Source organism: Paenibacillus sp. FSL H8-0122 (assembly GCF_038005345.1).
GTDB lineage: Bacteria > Bacillota > Bacilli > Paenibacillales > Paenibacillaceae > Paenibacillus_AQ.
The window spans coordinates 945,410-964,709 of the sequence record NZ_JBBOTB010000001.1; the positions used below are offsets into that span (position 1 = coordinate 945,410).

12 protein-coding genes are annotated in these 19,300 nt (G+C 56.3%); 8 read left to right on the forward strand and 4 right to left on the reverse strand.

Annotated features, from left to right (window positions below; genetic code table 11):
- Window positions 1-45: 45 nt before the first annotated feature.
- Window positions 46-744 (reverse strand): SOS response-associated peptidase, encoded by a 699-nt coding sequence (locus NSS64_RS04225; RefSeq protein WP_341139313.1) that lies wholly within the window; start codon window positions 742-744, stop codon window positions 46-48.
- A 102-nt stretch (window positions 745-846) separates the two neighbouring features.
- Here NSS64_RS04225 and NSS64_RS04230 point away from each other — a divergent pair, with 102 nt between their 5' ends.
- From NSS64_RS04230 to NSS64_RS04255, 6 genes are all read left to right on the forward strand, one after another.
- Complete coding sequence (locus NSS64_RS04230) at window positions 847-1,317, forward strand: DUF523 domain-containing protein (RefSeq protein WP_341139314.1); 471 nt, start codon at window positions 847-849, stop codon at window positions 1,315-1,317.
- Window positions 1,318-1,474: 157 nt separating this feature from the next.
- A complete protein-coding gene (locus NSS64_RS04235; protein ID WP_340938788.1) occupies window positions 1,475-2,626 on the forward strand; it encodes a cysteine desulfurase family protein in 1,152 nt (383 codons plus the stop codon).
- A gap of 89 nt (window positions 2,627-2,715) precedes the next feature.
- Window positions 2,716-3,237 carry a PRC-barrel domain-containing protein gene (locus NSS64_RS04240; protein WP_341139315.1) on the forward strand — a complete coding sequence of 174 codons (522 nt, stop codon included), beginning with the start codon at window positions 2,716-2,718 and terminating at the stop codon, window positions 3,235-3,237.
- A 14-nt stretch (window positions 3,238-3,251) separates the two neighbouring features.
- On the forward strand, window positions 3,252-3,461 hold the full coding sequence (locus tag NSS64_RS04245; protein WP_036690502.1) for a hypothetical protein: 210 nt from the start codon (window positions 3,252-3,254) through the stop codon (window positions 3,459-3,461).
- Window positions 3,462-3,717: 256 nt separating this feature from the next.
- Window positions 3,718-8,271 (forward strand): carbohydrate binding domain-containing protein, encoded by a 4,554-nt coding sequence (locus NSS64_RS04250; protein ID WP_341139316.1) that lies wholly within the window; start codon window positions 3,718-3,720, stop codon window positions 8,269-8,271.
- 209 nt (window positions 8,272-8,480) lie between these two features.
- A complete protein-coding gene (locus NSS64_RS04255) occupies window positions 8,481-11,453 on the forward strand; it encodes a GH36-type glycosyl hydrolase domain-containing protein (RefSeq protein WP_341139317.1) in 2,973 nt (990 codons plus the stop codon).
- Between the two features lie 5 nt (window positions 11,454-11,458).
- Here the strand turns inward: NSS64_RS04255 and NSS64_RS04260 are convergent, their stop codons facing one another.
- A complete protein-coding gene (locus tag NSS64_RS04260; protein WP_341139318.1) occupies window positions 11,459-13,066 on the reverse strand; it encodes a response regulator in 1,608 nt (535 codons plus the stop codon).
- Window positions 13,044-14,792: a sensor histidine kinase gene (locus tag NSS64_RS04265; RefSeq protein WP_341139319.1), complete on the reverse strand. Its 1,749-nt coding sequence runs from the start codon at window positions 14,790-14,792 to the stop codon at window positions 13,044-13,046. The genes NSS64_RS04260 and NSS64_RS04265 overlap by 23 nt, the downstream gene beginning before the upstream one ends.
- 84 nt (window positions 14,793-14,876) lie before the next feature.
- Between NSS64_RS04265 and NSS64_RS04270 the strand changes: the two genes are divergently transcribed.
- On the forward strand, window positions 14,877-16,457 hold the full coding sequence (locus NSS64_RS04270) for an extracellular solute-binding protein (RefSeq protein ID WP_341139320.1): 1,581 nt from the start codon (window positions 14,877-14,879) through the stop codon (window positions 16,455-16,457).
- A gap of 280 nt (window positions 16,458-16,737) precedes the next feature.
- Here the strand turns inward: NSS64_RS04270 and bglS are convergent, their stop codons facing one another.
- A complete protein-coding gene (gene bglS, locus NSS64_RS04275) occupies window positions 16,738-17,427 on the reverse strand; it encodes a beta-glucanase (protein WP_036732455.1) in 690 nt (229 codons plus the stop codon).
- Window positions 17,428-17,654: 227 nt separating this feature from the next.
- Between bglS and NSS64_RS04280 the strand changes: the two genes are divergently transcribed.
- Entirely contained in the window at window positions 17,655-18,722 is a 1,068-nt protein-coding gene (locus NSS64_RS04280; protein ID WP_340950761.1) for an AI-2E family transporter, read from the forward strand.
- Window positions 18,723-19,300: the final 578 nt, after the last annotated feature.

Below are 19,300 nucleotides of genomic sequence, written 5' to 3' on the forward strand. Positions count from 1 at the left end.
CTGGGACCGGAGGTTTCAAACAGCAGATATTTCTCCAGGCAGCAGTCAAAATAGGGTGCCCTGCACCGGCTCCGGCCCGGCTCTGCGGATCAGCTCCGGGTAGTCACTCCGGGCATTGCCCACGGCTGCGGAGACGGGATAAGCCAGCATCTGCTCGGCATCGTAAGGCCGCAGCAGCTTCATCAGGTCGGAAATATTCCGGTTGCTGCGCTCCAGCCACTGCGCTTCCCCGTCTGCATCCAGAATGACCGGCATCCGGTCATGGATGTCTTTCATGAGAGCGTTCGGGGCGGTGGTGATGATCGTGCAGGTAGAGATTCTGCCGCCGTCCGGACTGGTCCAGATATCATACAGTGCAGCCATGGAGAACAGCTGCCCGTCCCGCATTGTGATCCGCATCGGCTGCTTGCCGCCTTCCAGGGCCTTCCACTCATAGAAGCCGTCTGCGGGAATCACACAGCGGCGGGAGGCCACCAGCCCTTTGAACGAAGCCTTCTCCAGCAGGGTCTCACTGCGGGCATTGATTAGCTTGGCAGCGTTCTTGTCCTCCTTGGACCAGGAAGGGAGCAGCCCCCAGCGGAGTTCTCCGAGCTTATTCTGTGCTCCGTCATGAATGACCGCCGCAATATGCTGCATCGGAGCCGCGTTATATCTCGGTGCATATTGGATGAGCGGATGCTCCCGGATGAAATACTTGGCGATCAGCTCCTCCAGTGTTACCGTGATCGTATATCTTCCGCACATGTTGTCTATGCCTCCCTGGATAGTTAATGGTTTACAGACCGAACAGCTTGTCTTAGCATTATATAAGATGAGACTTAGGATTGCGAAGGGGGACGGCAGCACATGATTATCGTAAGCTCCTGCCTGGCAGGAATGAAGGTCAGATATAATGGAACCGATTGTTTGGAGCAGGGCATCCGGCAGTTGCTGGACAGCCGGCAGGCGGTTGCTGTATGTCCCGAACTGCTGGGCGGCTTCTCTACCCCGAGAGAACCGGCAGAGATTATAGGCGGCAGCGGCAGAGATGTGCTGAAGGGGCAGGCCCGGGTGGTTGACAGAACAGGGAATGATGTAACCGCAATGTATATAGAAGGCGCGTATGCCGCGCTGGAGCAGGCACGCAGCTTAGCTGCCACGCTTGTTGTCCTTAAGGAGAACAGCCCTTCCTGCGGCAGCTCCAGGATCTATAACGGAGGATTTGCGGGCGGGAAAATCCCCGGAGAAGGGGTGACCACAGCTCTCCTGCGGCTGCATGGTATTGAAGTGATCTCCGAGGAGCAGCTTGCCGCGCGGTTGCCGGAATTAGAGGGCTGACCGGGAGCGTCAACCATGGACAAATGTTACAATATTGTGTTTATTAACAGGTGGTAAAACAGGCAATTCAGCAGTATAATCTAGTAGTCCTGTAAGTAAAAACGGCATTGCCGTCCATTAAGAAAATTTTGAATTTCAAGAAGCGGAGAATTTCGTTATGAAACCCATCTATTTGGACCACGCCGCCTCAACACCGGTTCATCCGGAGGTGGCAGCGGTTATGTATCATATGCTGTTGAACGAGTACGGCAATGCGTCCAGTGTGCACCAGTTCGGACGGTCTGCCAAGAGAATTATAAATGGGGCGCGCGATAGAATCGCGGGCTTTTTGGGCTGTTCCCCTGAGGAGTGGGTGTTCACAAGCGGCGGCACGGAGAGTGATAATCTCGCCCTGTTCGGCGCAGCCTATGCTTCTGCTTCCAAGGGTAGACATATCATTACTACAGCGGTTGAGCATCATGCAGTGCTGCATACCTGCGCGGAGCTTGCGGGGCAGGGATTCGAGGTCACCTATCTTCCTGTCGATGCTACCGGCCGTGTCTCTCTGGAGGATGTAGAATCGGCTCTGCGCGAGGATACAGTACTGATTAGCATAATGTATGTGAATAATGAAGTGGGAACTGTACAGCCTATAGAAGAGATTGGCAGATTAGCGGCCGAACGGGGTGTGCTTGTGCATGTAGATGCTGTACAAGCTCTGGGAACGCTGCCCCTGGTGCTCCGCGACCTGCCCGTTGACTATATGAGCTTCTCGGCCCACAAGATCGGAGGTCCGCAGGGGATTGGAGGCTTGTACGTCCGGCGGGGGGCACCGCTTACGCCAAGACAGCATGGCGGACTTCAGGAGCGCGGCCGGCGGGCGGGCACGGAGAGTCTGGCTCATACCGCCGGGTTCGCCAGAGCCGTTGAACTGGTTGTACAAGGGCTGCCGGGTCATCATGAGCAGGCTCTGGAGCTCCGCAGAACACTGCTGGAGGAGCTGGACAAGCAGGTCGGAGCAGGGAGATATGTCATTAACGGAAATGAACAGCATACGGTGCCTGGAATTCTGAATATCAGCTTTCCCGGAGCCGGGACAGATGTGCTGCTGATGAATCTGGATATGGAACAGATTGCGGCGGCCAGCGGCTCAGCCTGTACATCAGGATCTCTGGAAATCTCGCATGTCCTCCGGGCGATGAAGCTTCCGGAAGAACTTTTGAACTCTGCGATTCGCTTTAGTACAGGATTGGGTAATACTAATGAAGAAATGCAGGTTGTTGCCCGGAAAGTTGGAACCGTTTTGAGCCGGCTGCGTACAAGAGACTAGGCGTCCGTACATTCTGGCAGCCGTTCAAGAGGCACTCCGGCTCATGGGAACCCGTATGCAATACTTAAGGTGAGGGGATTTGGGATACCATGAAGCTTCAAGATATGATTGGCCTCACTGTGTATGAAGTTGAAGAGGGTACTGAAGTCGGTGAAATAATCGATATCGGACTGGATTCAAACTGGAATATTACGGGTATTGAACTGGAAAGCAAATCTTTTTTTGGAAGGCATGTGAAAGTTGTGGCATGGGATAATATTGCCGCTTATGGCGAAGATGCTGTCATGATCCGCAATAAAGAGTCGATTATTAAGGTCGACGCTGACCATATATCCTATACTTTCCTCTTGGGAAAGAACAAATTGAAGGACAGGCAGGTGCTTACAGCATCGGGAACGGTGCTCGGGCGGATATCGGATGTTTATTTTGACCAAAAGTTGGGAAACACAATAGTAGCGCTGGAAATCAGTGACGGGCTTGTAACTGATTTGATCGAAGGCCGCAAATGGCTGCCTTGTTCTGAAGAGATGACTATCGGAGAGGATTCTGTACTGGTTCCTGCGATGAGTGAAGAACGGCTCCAAAAAGCCATTAATATTGTTAACGGATAGGTGGAATGTATTATATGAAGTGTCCAAACTGCAACTCCAAGGATATCGGCAAGATCGGCTCCCACCAGTTCTATTGCTGGGGCTGTTTCATCGAACTAACGGTCAACGGCGAGAAAATGTCGGTGTATCAGGTTGAAGAGGATGGCACGCTCAGCTCGCTTGACGATCTGTTCTCGGGTGAAGAGGTTGCACAGGATTTCCCGCAAATCCACGCCTCCTCTTGAGCATGGCCTGATTCATAACCGGCTAACAGTTACATAGATTCGCCGTGCCCAAATACCGGGCGGCTTTTGAAGCCGCCTGGTATTTGGGCTTTTTGCGTTCTCCAAAAACAATTGGAAAAACAACACTGCGAAAGTTGCATCTTTGTTATGCGGGCTAAGGAATTGGTATGTCGTCTCCGGGATACGGACCCTATACTGAAATCGACTGGCACGGGACCAGAATTCAACAAGGTTCTACACGAGGGGGAATGTTCAGATGTACCGCAAAGGAATATCCAAGCTTCTGATTGCCGGATTGCTGCTGTCAGGGATACAGCTTCCGGGAACTACAGGCATAGCGCAGGCAGATAACGGGAAAGACGCAGACAGGCTGTCTGCAAGTACAGGACAGGCAGATGCAGCCCGGGCGGCAGGGTTCGCCGATATGAAGCAGCACTGGGCGTCGGCCGCAGTGAACAGGCTGTCAGCCGCAGGAATTCTGCAGGGGGACGAGGCAGGACAATTCAGACCGGGACAAGCGGTCTCACGGGCAGAGATGGCTGCCATCATCAGCCGCGTGTTCCGTTATGCGGATTCGGGCAGCGCTGTATTCAGTGATGTAAGCGCTTCTTCCTGGTATGGCAAGGATGTAAGCCGCGTGAATGCTGCAGGCGTTATTCAAGGCTACGCGGATGGCCGGTTCCAGCCGGGAGCGGCTGTCACCCGCCAGGAAGCCGTGACTATGCTGAGCCGGGCGTTCTCGCTGGAGGCGGGCTCCCCGGGTGCGCTGGCTGCACAGTCAGATGCGGCAGCGGTCAGCAGCTATGCCCGGGAAGCCGTGAGTGCGATGCTGGACGCCGGTTACCTGCGCGGCGATGCGGACGGCAAGCTGAATCCGCAGGCGCAGATGACCCGGGCCGAGCTGGCCGAGCTGCTGAGCCGGATGGTCGGGTGGATCAGCTCCGGCGAGGGAAGCCAGAAGCTTGGAGCGGTGTCCGGCAATGTGATTGTCAACCGGGCGAATGTGCAGCTCGAAGACGGAACCGTCAGCGGCAATCTCTACGTGACAGCCGGAGCAGGGGAAGGGGAAGTCTCGTTCTCGGGCATTAAGGTGCAGGGAACGGCTCATATCTCAGGAGGCGGTGACCATTCGGTGGTGTTCCGCCAATCTACCCTGGGACAGATCAAGCTGAATAAGCTTACCACCCTGGTAAGGATGGTACTGGAGGATGGCAGCACCGCAGCGCGCATCGAATTGCTTAAGCCGGCGAAGGTGGAGATCGGAGCGGGCTCACGCGCAGAGACTGTGCTCATCGGCGCAGGCGCTGCAGGATCAGAGATCGTGAGCCGGGGGCAGATCGGCCGGCTTGAGAACCAGGGGGAGCGTGTGCTGCTTAACGGCCAGGCGCTCAAGACCGGCGAGACGCTCCGGGACTTGTCCGGCACGGGAGCTACAGCGCAGGCAAGTGCCAAGGCTACCACTGCCCCAGCCCAAGCGGGCGGCGGAAATGCCGGCGGTGACACACCAGTGCCAACCTCAACGTCTTCACCAGCGACGCCGTTGCCGACAGCGGCACCTGCTGTCACGCCAACCCCAACGCCGGCCCCGACTCCGCCAACCCAGAACAATCCATGGGAGCTGGTCTGGAATGACGAATTCGACGGCCAGGCCATTGATGAGGGCAAATGGAATGTACAGGATACCGGGACGGTGTACAATAACGAGCTGGAATATTATCACCCGGACAATGCTTCGCTTACGACAGAGAGCGGGCAGAGCGTACTGGAGCTGGAAGCCCGGAAGCAGGCTTACGGCGGGAAAAATTATACTTCAGCCAAGCTGACCTCGAAGATGAAGGGCGACTGGACCTACGGCAAATTCACCGTGCGGGCCAAGCTGCCGGTTCAGCAGGGCATGTGGCCAGCCATCTGGATGATGCCAACCGATGACGAGACGCAGTATGGACCTTGGCCGGGAAGCGGCGAGATGGACATTATGGAATTGACGGGACCAGTTGCCGGAAAGGCAGAGGCGGAACTCTATCCAAGAACGGTCCATGGCTCGATTCACTACGACATTCCGCACGCGTCCCAGACCAAAACCTATGTACTGCCGGAGGGCCAGACCTTCGCGGATGATTATCACGACTTCACGCTGGAATGGCTTCCGGGCCTGATCCGGTATTATGTGGATGATAAAATGTATTTTGAGACGAGTGACTGGGGAACGATGGCCAAAGGCCAACCAGATTACTATACGTACCCTGCTCCGTTTGACCGGCCGTTCTATATGATTCTGAATCTGGCCGTGGGCGGCGACTGGCCGGGCGATCCGAAGGCCGACTTCAAGTCGGATAAGATGTATGTGGACTATGTAAGGGTCTACAAGTACAAGAACCTGGATCAATGGCCGGATGTAACAGGCAAGCGGCCGATCGATCCGGGGCACTCGGCCCCGCAGCGTCCTGCCCTGGCAGACGGGAATCAGATCTACAACGGGGACTTCAAGGGTACTGTAGCAGCCCAGGGTCAGCCGGAATATTGGGAATTAATTGAGAATGAGGGCGGGAGCGGAACAGCCTCCGTCATTGATGATCAGGATAAGGGCAAGGCGGTGAAGGTTGCCGTCCATGAGGCCGGCAAACAGAATTATTCCATTCAGCTTGCGCAGAAGCCGCTGCTGCTGGAGCGGGGCAAAGCCTATAAGGTAACCTTCGATGCCAGAGCGGACGCAGACCGGCCGCTGATGAGCAAGCTGACCGAATTCGGCGGCGGATGGACGGCTTACTCCGGGGAGCGTAATTTCCAGCTTACACCGGACTGGCAGCCGTATGAGTACAGCTTCACGATGGCCAAGGCTTCGGACAATAATGCCCGCTTTGAGTTCAATCTGGGTCTGAACAGCATATCCGCCTACTTCGCGAATGTAAGGGTGGTAGAGACAGAAGCGCCGCCGGTAGTACGCACCCCGCTGGCTGACGGCAACCTGATCTATAACGGAGGCTTCGATCTGGGAGAAGCACGGCTCGGATATTGGAGCTTTGCCGTTAAGCAGGGCTCGGAAGCAGCGGCGAAGGCCAGTGTAACCAATACACTTGCCCTGCCGATGATGAAGCGGGAGTTCCGGGTGGACGTGCAGAAGGGCGGAGGATCGCCGGAGGATGTGACGCTGACCCAGGCAGGAATTCCTGTGTCTGCGGCAGCCGTCTACCAGCTTGCCTTCGATGCGAGATCGGCCGAGGCGCAGCCGCTTGGCATTAAGCTGGCAAGCAGCGGCGGACAGACGGTCTATCCTGACGGAACCACCTTCACTCTGACACCGGAGTGGAAGAGCTATACAGCAGAAATTGAGCTGTCCGGCGGGTCCGGCACGGAAGCTGCGTTATCCTTCCTTCTGGGCGCGGCTGCGGGACAGACCGAGCTTGACAATGTGCGTCTGGTACGGATGACCGATCCGCCAGTGCTCACGAACTACCTGCATCTGCGCGGAGACCAGTTCTGGAGAGCCTCAGGAACCGGCCTGATTCCGAGCGGCGAAGGCGGCAAGGATGTTACGGATATGGATAAGGGCGACTATGTGGAATACAAAGTGGTACTGCCTCAGGCAGGCAGCATTGTTCCGGTAACCCGCGTATCCAGTGTGCGTGCGGATTCGGAGCTAACGCTGTCAGTGCTGGATGCCGGCAAGCAGAAGGTGGTGACGGAATCTGTCTACAGCACGGCAGTTGGCGATACCGGAGGTCTTCAGTCCTACCGGGCGATCATTGGAGCCCCGCTTGTGCTGCCTGCGGGAAGCTATTACATCCGTCTTGGCGGCAGCGGCTACAATCTGGCGTGGCTGGATCTGTCCCGCGAGCTGGTGGTGAACGGCGGCTTCAAGGACGCTTCCACCGACAACTGGACGCTATACAAGAAGGACTGGGATGACAATGACCCGGGCAAGAGCACTGTAATGAAGGCTGTGTATGGAGAACTGCAGGTTAGCCTCGGAGGAACTGGAACGGAAGCTTGGCATGCACAGGTGAAGCAAGCGGGCATCCCGGTAGAGCAAGGCAAGAAATATCTGCTGCGCTTCGATGCCGATGCTTCGGTAGGCCGGGATATTAAAGCGCTGGTTCAGCATGACGGGACTGACGATGGCAACTGGACTCCTTATCTGGAACAGGAGCTGAGACTCAGCCAAGACGGCAGACACTATGAATATCTGTTCACTGCCCCGGCAACCGATCCTGCAGCCGTGCTCCAGTTCAGTCTGGGCAAGATCACCGAAGAGCTGGGAGCGCACACGGTCAACCTGAGCAATATCTCCTTGCTTCAGGTAAGCCCGGTGCTGGACGGTGAGGCTTACGGGGAGAATCTGATTCCGAACGGGGACTTCTCGGCACCGCTTAAGGGCTGGAGCAGCTACTCCTCCGACAGCGGGGAGTTAGCCATTGACAATGTGGATGGAGCGCTGCAGATCAAGGTGGGCTCCACCGGAACGAACACCTGGGACCGGCAGGTCTTTTATGAGGGAGTCGCTTACAACGAAGGCAATCATTATACACTTACCTTCAAGGCCAAGGCATCGGCTGAACGCAAAATGAATATCAGCATCGGCTGGCTGGATGTAGCAGACAATTACAACTGGCACGGGTATACGAGCAAAATTGTGGATCTGGGCAGCGAATATCAGGAATATACCGTAGAATTCGATGTTGCCGGAGGCAGCACCTCCATCGGCCGCATTTCCTTCGAGCTGGGGGATATCAAGGATGGCGGCACCGGGCATCTGACGGTGGACGTGGATGATATTGTGCTCACGAATAACGGGACAGCAGCTGCACCTTAAGCACCTCGAACATGCTTTGGATTTTGTTATTCAGGCTTACGATTTGGTATTTAGACTGGCCGCATACACTTCTATAATCATTACATGGAGAACGGGCAACCGTTCTTCATGCTTGTTCAGAACCTTCCCCCCATTCTTCGGCCCAATGAGTATACATAACAGGGAATGAGTATCATCCAATAGAAAACAGGAAAAGAGGAGAACCATTCATGATGCTGAAATTCAATACCGCAAGAGCAGCGGCAGCTTCACCTGAGGATATCCTGAGACAGGCATTCGCAGACCGGATAGAGGAAGGCGGCCAGCTAAGCGCCGTCTTCACGGATTCCAGGTGCATCGGGGCTGTTGGCGTAGCGGGCCTTCCGCTCCGGCTGCCTGCCATTCAGGAGCTGTTGAAGCTCCCGGAGGTGGCAGTGCTGCTGCCGAAGGAGGCTGGCGCATCCGCGCTGTTCACCGTGAATGATACAGGTACGGAACTATCCTTGCATATCCGCCATGCCGGAAGACAGGAACAGGCAATAGCCATACCGGAGGCGGCTGCAGGCGCGGCACTGGCGCAGCTTCAGGCTGCACCGGGCTGGGCTGGTGCCCTTAACGCTGAAGGCGAGCATGTCATTGACCTGCGTTCCCCCGTTCCGGGTCCGCACTTCGCGGTCAATCTGCTGCTGGGCAACCGGCTGGAGTTCCCTCATCCGCTCCAGACTACACCGAAGAGCGTGGTAGACCGCCATGGCGGCGGCAGCTTCCGTTCCCATGCGGCTACCCAGGTGCTGGCGACCCGCTGGGATATGCGCCAGGAGGAGAACGGCTTCCCGGCCAACCGTCAATTCTATCTGTTCGAGGACGGGAAGCAGATCTTCTATTCCGCTGATCCGGGCGGAGAAGGCATTGAATCGGCGGTCTGCCGCCATTCACAGAATGTAACCATCATCACGTACAGCCTGTCCGGCGGACTTGAGATTACGCGCACCATCTTCATTCTGCCGCATGCTGAGGGTCTGCCGCTGGCGACTGAGATACAGCGCGTTACGATTACGAACCATGGAGAGAGCAGCCGCCGGCTTCGTCTGGTGTACACGGGCATGTTCGGTTCGGCAGCCCCGGGCGCTCTGTTCGAGGATGTGCTGTATAGCAATGTTATTATGCAAGGCGGCGTATTGCAGGACGCCGATGGTGCCGTGGCTGCAATCAGCCCTGACTATTACCCGGAAGGCGGGCGGCATGATCTGCGCTTCCACACGATGATTATCCACGGGGAAGACGGACCGGTGCTGCCGCGTGAATATTGCGTCAGCTACAATGAGTTCGTCGGCACCGGCTCGCTCCACCGGCCATCCGGTGCGCTGAAGCTGAGCAGCATTCTGCACCGCAAGGGGCCAGGCTTCTTCGCAGTAGCAGGGGAGATTCAGGTTGCTGCCGGAGCCTCAGCAGCGGTTGACCAGCTGACGGGCCTTGTCTCCGACAAGAGCGGTGCTACCTGGAGCGATACGGTACTGGAGGAAGAGGTTGGTGCACTGATCGCCCGCTTCACAAGCCGCAGTGCGGCCGAAGAAGCCTTGGCACAATCCCTGAAGTTCGTGCGGAATTACTCCAGGTTCCTGCAGGTATCCTCCGGGGACGCGGATTTCGACCAGTTCGTGAACCGCAATCTGCCTTTTCAGGTGCTCTACCAGAGCTTTGTCTCCCGCTCCTTCTGTCAGACCCAGAAGGGCTACCGGGAGATCGGCTTCCGTGAAATTCAGGATATGTATGCCTCGATGTATTATTTCGTCGGGATGGGCCGGGGCGGCCTCGTCAAGAGTCTGCTGAAAGAATGGACCAGCATGGTCTTTGAGCTGGGGTATGCGTATCACAATTTCTTCTGGGCCGGCAAAGAGCCGGGCAAATGGTCCGATGATGCACTATGGCTGATCCAGGCTGTATACCGTTATGTTATGCTGACCGGAGATACGGATTTCCTGGATGAGTCTTGTCCGGTAGCAGGCACGGACACAGAGCGGCCGGTATTCGAGACCCTGAAGGCCATTATTGTCTATTCCGGACAGATCTCGATCGGCCGCCACGGCCTGCCGCTGCTCGACTTCGCAGACTGGAACGACTGTCTGAAGCTCGATGACACCTACCTGAACGGCCCGGCCAAGGAAGCACTCTACCGGAAGCAGCTGGAGGCCGGCGGTGTCTTCGGGGATTCGCTGGAGAGTGATTATTCCGAGAGCGTCATGAACGCCTTCCTGCTGAAGGTGGCGGTCGATGAATTGTCCGCTCTGGCCGCCCGCAAAGGTGAGCAGGCGTATGCAGATGAGCTGACCGGCTTTGGAGCCAAGCTGCGCGAACGCATCCAGGCGCATGCCTGGAAGGGAGATTTCTTCGCCCGTGTGTTGTTCAACCGCTATCCGAACGGAGAATACACGTATCTCGGCGCTGCCGGGGACGGGATGTCCTCCGATCCGGCGAAGGACGGCTCGTACTTCCTGAATTCGTTCAGCTGGAGTATTCTGGCGGGCTGTGCGGATGAGGAGCAGATCGCGGTGATGCTGGACACCATGAAGGCGCATCTGATGACGCCTTACGGCATGAAGCTGGTCTCGCCGGTGGCGCTGGGCCGGGTATCCACGCACACGGCATCGGATGAATACTTCCCGGGTGACCGTGAGAACGGCGGCGTATTCAAGCATGCCTGCATGATGGCTGCTGCGGCTATGTTCAAGGGGGCCAAGGAAGTATCCAGCCCGGATCTGGCAGCAGAGCTCTGCCGCCTGGGTTACTGGCTGCTGGACCGGATTATGCCGTTCAAGACGATGGATGATCCGTTTGCCGTCTGCGGGAATCCGCGGTTCTGCACCCAATACAACAACAGCGAGACTGGTGAGAACATCGGTCCGATGCTTAGCGGCACCTCGACCTGGCTCACCCTCTCGCTGATGGAAGCGCTGGGTATTGAATATACGGAGCAAGGCATAGCCCTGAGTCCGGTGCTGCGGGAAGAGCAGACGGAGCTTACCTACACCTTGAAGCTTGGCAGCTCCTCCTACCGGATTCAGGTCCGTAAGCCGGAGGGCTTCCACCGCATGCAGGACGGGGCAACCCGCCTGATGCTGGACGGCCGGGTACTGGAGGACGGCTTGGTACCGGCCGTAGATGACGGCTTCGCCCATGAGGTAGAGCTTATCTTCGCGGACTGACGGAATTACAGCGCCCGGTCACGGTATTCATGCGGAGTCATCCCCGCATATTCCTTGAAGAGCTTGATGAAATAATGGGCGTTGGAGTACCCGAGCTCCGAGGAAACTTCATAAATTTTGAGCGGCGTATGGATAAGCAGATACGCCGCTTTTTCCATCTTTACCTGACTGATATAGTCGCTGATCCGCTTGCCGGTCTCCAGCTTGTACATTTTGGAGAGATAGACCGGATGCATCTGGATATGGTCGGCGATGGCCTGTAGGGAGACATAGTGCAGATTGCGGTTGATATACTCATGTACCTTGCGGATCAGCACGGTCCGGCTGTTCCGCCGTTCGGAATCCGTATGCTCTCTCAGCAAAAGGATAACCTCCATGGCCCACTCCCGCAGCTTGTCCGGCGTCTGAAAGGGAGCCTGCTCCAGCAGCGGATTGCCCACAATCTCGCTCAGCAGCTTGTTATTCTTGTGGGCGAAGTAATAGAAGGCCGTCTCCAAGTGCAGACGGGCTTCCTGGATATGCTCCAGTGACCGCTCGGGACTGTGGATCAGCTCCGATACGATAGCGTTCAGCTTGTCTTCAATGCCCTGCCAGTTGTTCGCTTCGAACATGTGGAACAGCAGCGGAGGCTCATACAGCGGCTGGAGAATCTCCACGGGCTGGGAGCTGCTGTTATCCGTAGTATCGAGATAGATGCCGGTCTCGCTGCCGATATGCTGGCGGATGGCTGAGATGGCGGATTGATAGAGGGTGTAGACCTGATCCGGGAAGTCTCCCCAGCCGGTGGTCACCACGGACAGGCCGCCTCCCATCAGGGTACTGACATGATTCTGCAGCTGATAGGCAGCCTGGGCCACCTCATTTCCCGGATTGCCGCCATGTTCAAGATCCTCCCTGGGCTGCAGCAGGAATACGAGATAGTCATGCACATCCTTGCAGGACCAGATCAGGAACCGGTCCTGGAACAGCTCCTGGGCGATATTAATGATTGCATATTCAAACAGCAGCATGCTGTGCATATCCTGGCGCCGGAAGAATTCCTCGGGGCGGACCACGGCCAGACAGACCAGCTGTCCGGCCGAGAACGGCAGGTCGAACTGGTTCAGCCGCTCCTGGAGCTGCGGCCCGGGCAGCTTCCGTCCCTGCAGCAGCTCCCCGAGCAGGCGGTCCCGCAGGATGGGCAGATGCTCGCGGAAGGTCTGCATCGTCCGTTGGTGGGAGGACCAGGCCTCCCAGTCACTGCGCAGCTTCTCCTGCAGCTTACCGATGACGGCGATCAGCTGGTCGCTGGCTATCGGCTTGAGCAGATAGGCGCTGGCCTGCTCCTCAATGGCCTTGCGGGCATATTCAAACTCCGCATAGCCGGTCAGCATGACCACCCGGATATGCTTCCAGCGCTTGCGGATGGCGGCAATCAGCTCGGTGCCGGACAGCTCCGGCATATTGATATCTGTGACTACAATATCGATGGGATAACGCTGGAGCAGCTCCAGTGCCTCATACCCGGAATAAGCTTTGTGGACCTGTCCGAAGCCCATCTCCGCCCAGGGAATCGAAATGGACAGATCATCGACCACATAGGGTTCATCATCAACCAATAGAATTTGGTGCATCAGGTTCCTCTTTCTTCTCCATACGGAGAGTTGTTATTAGACCGCCTTCCGGTGAAGGAGCAATCATCAGGCCGGAAGCCTCGCCGTAATGTAATTTGAGACGCTGCTGGACATTCCATAGCCCGCAGCCTCCATCCTCACGCGTAGTTTCGTTGATACGCGCCTGAAGTGCGGCAATGGCTTCCTCTGTCATACCGGCGCCGTTGTCCTCAACGGTTATGAGAACGGCTTCTCGGGTATGGCGGCCGGTGATCCGGATGGAGCCCGGGCCGATTTTTCGCTCAATGCCATGAATGATACTATTCTCTACCAGAGGCTGAATCAGCAGCCGCGGAATGTGCAGGTCCAGCAGCCCGCTCTCCATATCCATCTCGTAGCAGATACGCTGCTTCCGCAGGTTCTGGATCTTCAGGTAATTCTCCAGCAGCTTCAGCTCATCCTGAAGGGTGGTGAGGGAATGATCGACCCTGGTGATATAGCGGTAATATTCGCCTAAGCTGAGTGCCATCGCCTCGACGGACTCGGTATCTCCTATGGCGGCCTTGCTCTTGATGAAGAACAGGCAGTTGTACAGGAAATGCGGATTGATCTGTGATTGAAGCTGCTTCAGATGGGCATCCTTGGCCCGGAGCTGCTCCAGATAGACCTGCTCGATCAGCGACTGAATCTTCTCGGCCATGTCATTGAATTCCTCATTCAGCAGCGTGAACTCCGGGTTGGTCCGGGTATGGATCCGGGTAGACCAGCGCCCTTCCTTCATCCGGTTGAGCGAACGCAGCAGCAGGCTCACCGGACGCTGCACCTGGCGGTAGAGCTGCAAGGAGAACAGCAGGCTCATCACCAGCAGGATAGCCGATCCTGTCAGGAAGGAAGAGCGGCTGCTGCGGATCGGCTCAAGAATCTGCTTCAGCGGTGAATAATGCACGACCTGCCAGTCGATGGCCGAGGAGGGCACCGAGCTGACCAGGAAGCTGCCCTGCTTAAGATCGAAGATGCCGGAGGTACTCTTCCCGGCCGTGATATTCAGTGCCGCGGTGACCTGCTCCGCCATCTGCCGGTCCGAACTCCGCGAGAGGATGACGCCGAATGACGGATGGTACAAGAAGGTGTCCCCCGTGTTCTGCGACTGGTAGGCATCGAACATCCGTTCAATATTGGAGACCGGCAAATACATGGACATCAGCAGCTGCGCCTCGCGCGGCCGGCTTGTTGCCTGGGCAGGGTCCGATAAGAGCAGCCGGAAGCCTGCCTCCGCGCCGGCCCTGTCCGCCGAGATATACTCCCAGCCCGCCGGGAGCGGCTTGTGCAGGACAGAGACATCGAAGGACAGCGAGGAATCCGAGCCCAAGGTCTCCCCGCTGAAGGGCTTGTACAAGACAATCTGGTTCTCCCACGTACTGGAGCTGGTCTGGAGGGACAGCTTCTCCAGCACCGTCATAATCGTCTGGGCGGGATCAATAAGATGGCCCAGCTGCGTAATCTGCTCATAATCGCGGATGGTGGGATCTCTCTGCAGGGCATACATGCTGCCCGCCAGCTGGTTGATGTTGTTATCCATCTGCTGGGTCAGAAATTCCAGATGATTAAGGTCGGTGGTTTTGATCTGACTTGTAATGACTCCGACATCCTTACGGTAGGATGAGCCGTAGAATAAGAGTGTGGCGGCAATCAGCGAGAGCAGGATTGCCACCATTTTAATGAACAGGTTGGGACGCCATGCCACCATAAAGATCATCCTTTGCAAGACATTTGCTGTAATATGGAGAAGTGTATCATAAGATTATGAACTCTACGAAAAGCAGGTGGTTATATGAAAGTCCGTTCACCGCTGTTCCTGCTGCTCCTGATGTTGTCAGGCTGCTCCTGGGACAGCACCGAATATAGTCAGCCGCCCGCTTCACCGTTAAGTACAGCCCCTTACTTCGATGTTAAGGAAGGCAAATATGATCCTCCGGTAGACCTGTACACCGTAGGCTCTGTGAACCCCAATCTGAATTTCATCAAAGGGGAGAGCCTGGAGCACAACGTACATACGGCCTGGGCAGAGGAGCGGCTTGGCATCCGTATCCGTTATCTCTGGACGATCTCCGGCACCACAGAGACCTACGCCAACAAGCTGAGGCTGGAGCTGGCCAAAGGCAATATGCCTGACATCGTAACGACGAGAGATGCCGATATTATCCAGGAGCTGATTGATTCAGGGCAATTCATGGAAGTCGGCGACCTGTTCGAGCAGCATGCGTCCGAGGTGTGGAAGAAGGCTGTTGCCGAGGATGCTTCGGCATGGAACCCCTTCATGCGCGGCGCGCACAGGTATGCCATTCCCATTATGGATTATGAATATAACTCCGATCCGCTGCTCTGGGTCCGCCAGGACTGGCTGGACAAGCTCAATATGAAAGCCCCGCAAACCCTGGATGAGCTGGAGCAGGTCATGGATGCCTTCGTCAACCGGGACCCGGACGGCAACGGGATCAAGGATACCTACGGCCTGTCGGTCGGATTCCGCAACGGTCCCAGCACCTGGATGGGAGACAGCAGCTGGGTGTTCGGCGCCTACGGTACGGTTCCTGAGCAGTGGAACCGCCGGAGTGACGGCACTCTGGAATACGGCTCTATCCAGCCGGGAGCAAGGAAGGCTGCCGGGCTCATGAAGCAATGGGTACAGCGCGGTTATCTGAGCGCTGACAGTGCCTGGCTGGATGAGGAGGGGGCGGCGAACCAGTTCATCTCCGGCAAGGCGGGCATCATTGCCGGCCCCCACTGGATGCGCGGCTGGCCGCTGTCCTCCTTGACCAAGCGTGACGCTGAGGCGCGCATCCGGGCAATTGCCATCCCTTCGGGGCCAGGTGGGCTCACCATGAGAAGAGGGACCCTGCCTGTCAATGGTGCCATTCTGATTAATAAGCAGATGAAGCACCCTGAAATCTTTTTTACGTATCAGAATTATTTGTTCGATTCATACGCTACCTCGACCGGCGAGTTCGCCCATGGCCTTGCGGAGGGCTATGACTGGTCCATGGCGGGCGGCCAGCCGAGCGCCCAATCTTCTGCGCTGCCGCTGGGCGGCATCCGGGTAGCCTCCTACACGCTAACCTTCGACGGGGCCCGGATTCCCTCCGGGGTCATCCGGGAGATCCCGAAGGACATTGCCCCTGTGCTGCTGGGCCAGAAGGAGGCTTCCCGCAAGGAGCAGTTCACGGGACCTCCGACAGCGACGATGAAGCGTGACGGCGAGCTGCTGAAGAAGCTGGAGCAGAAAAGCTTCATCAAAATCATCTTCGCGGACAGCCCGCTTGAAGAATTCGACGAATTCGTGCACAAGTGGAACACCTACGGCGGACTTACCGAAACCATGGAGGTCAATGCCTGGGACAGCAGCAGCCGCTAAATACCGCAGGGACAAGAAACCGCCTTTATAATAAGGCGGTTTCTTGTCGCAGATACGCTTGGGTGCTTCTGCCTGTTTGCCTGGCGGCGGCCCCACCCGGATCTGTTCCTCCTGTGCTGTATTCTTGCTATATATCGTACAGAAGGACGGCAGCAGCCGCCATACCAATGTGGCGATTGGAATAACAAATATTGAAGATGAGCCGCCATGATCCGCATAGACAAAAGGACCCCGGCGGATGCCGCTTGCGCATCGCCGGGGTCCATCTCCTGCCTGCAAGTTAGTTGCCTGTGAATTTCAGCCAATCGTAATAGGCGTAGAGCGGGTTCGCCCCGTTATAGGAACCGAGCCAGGAATCCACACCCGTTCCGTTCCAGAGGTTCATCATGATTTTACCGGGCCGGGAGGGGATGTTGCTGGTTGCCGTATGCTTCAAGACCCCGTCTACATACCATTTAATATAACCCGGCTGCCAATCGAAGGCGTACGTATGATAGCTCTGGGAAGCATCGAAGCCGAGATTGACAATCTTCTCATGGCCGCCAACGCCGTTCGTGTAATAGTTGAATTGGACCTTGGTGGTATCCTTGCCGAGGAACTCAATATCAATCTCATCCCAGGGCGTGCCGTCTGAAGGCCCGGTGTAGGTGAAGAAGGAGGAGACGATCCCGCTGTTCTTGGCCGGCTTCATGCTGACCTCGTATTTGCCGTAGCCGTACTTGTACACAGAGCGGTACTCCGCGCCGTCAAATTTATTATTGCTGGGACTGGTCAGGGCCAGACGAAGCTGTCCGCCGCTGGTGAAAGAGATGTTATTCGCACGCCAGGTACAGTTGAACATGGAGCCATTCGAGTAGCCGTCTGCTTTTTGCCAGGTTGCGGGGTTGAAGTAGGTCAGTGGCTCATCAAAGACGGTGGCCGCCGAAACGGACGGAGCTCCTGTCAGCAGACCGGCAAGCAGCAGGGTCATCCCTGCACCGAATAGCTTGTGTAGCGTTCTCCTCATATACAATACCCTCCTTATGATGTAAGCGCTTTACAATATGATTGTAGCGGACCTTGAACCCGGCAACTATACCAACCTGCGAATCGAAATAACAAAAAACCAATTTTTTGCAGAGCGGAGTATTTCATTCCCCTCCCACACATACTAATATGCATGATGGTTAAGGGCTGTACACGTTCAGGAGGGAGATTATGGAGGAGTGGTTCCGCAGTAAATGGCTCCGCTGGATGACCGGCGTGTTGCTCTCACTGATTATTCTATATTTCGTCTGGCTGCTCCGTCCGATGCTGAATGGGGTATTCCTGTTTCTAAAAGCGATCCTGGCCCCGTTCCTGGCCGCCATGATTATCTCATATGTACTGAATCCGGTGGTCACTATGCTCTCCCGGAGAAAAATGCCGCGCAGCGTAGCCGTCCTGCTGATCTATGCGGTGTTCCTGACCTCGCTTGCGGTGATTCTAATCAATCTGATCCCGATGTTCATTGAACAGCTGGAGGAGCTGAACGAGCATCTGCCGGAGATGACGCTGCACGCGCAGGGGCTGATGAAGGGCATGAATTCCAGACTGATTCCGCCCGGGGTGGAGACGGGAATGAATAACTGGTTCTATCAGCTGGAGAACCGCCTGGCCGAAGGCATCTCCCACTTCCTTAATAATATCGCTTCGACCATTGGCGTGCTGTTCAACGCATTCATTGTGCCTTTTCTCGTGTTCTATATTCTGAAGGACTTCGAGGTATTCGAACGGATGGTGGTCTCCTGTCTGCCCCGTTCGCGCCGCAAGTCGATTGTGATGCTGTTAAAAGACATTGATGAAGCGCTCGGCAACTATATCCGCGGGCAGTTTCTCGTCTGCATCATCATCGGTGTGCTCGCTTATATCGGCTACGCGATTATCGGCATGCCTTATGCGCTGTTGTTCGCCTGTGTTGTCGCGGTATTCAACATTATTCCTTATATGGGTCCGTTTCTGGGGGCGGCCCCGGCCATTATAATGGCCACAACCTTGTCGTGGCGCCTTGTCCTGCTGGTGGCGGTGGTGAATACCCTGTGCCAAATGCTGGAGAGCAACGTGATCTCTCCGCAGGTTGTAGGACGGAAGCTGCATCTGCATCCGCTGCTGATCATCTTCGCGCTGCTGGTCGGCGGGGAGATCGCCGGAATGATCGGGCTGATTCTGGCCGTTCCTTTCTTCGCCGCCGCCAAGGTGGTTATTCAGCATATCATCGGCTATTATATCCGCAGAAGGCCGGCATAAAGCAGCCGTAATTCATCCCGTCACATGCAGGAACAGGGGGACCTGCGGCTACTTCGGGTGAAAGGATTGACGGTACATGTATCTTTTGGTTATAATGTGGTGAATATTACGATAAGAAGAGTCATTATAGCAATGCGATGAAGAGGAGTATTAATTCGTGAGACCGTTATTGCAGAGAGCCGGCACCCCAGGTGCGAGCCGGTTAACGGACCGCAGTGAACTCACCTCCGAGTAATGGCGCAAGCCGCAGGTTCCTAGGGACCGGCGAGTGAACCGCCGTCGCCTCACCCCCGATACAGGGTGTCAAAGTGAGTGCCGGACAAAGAATGTCCGCCGCTAACTAGGGTGGTACCACGGGAATTCATACCTCTCGTCCCTAGCGATTATACGCTAGGGATGGGAGGTTTTTTTGCGGTTAGCCCGGCGTAGCGGGCGAGTCCTGAGCAGGCCAGAGCGATTATGTTGACTCGCTCCGGCTCCCGGCCCGGCAAATCATGGGCGGGTACATGGCCTTGCCGTGGTTTTTACGGCCCGGCGAATCATGGGCGGCTCTTGGGCTTTGCTGTTCTGCCGGGTAA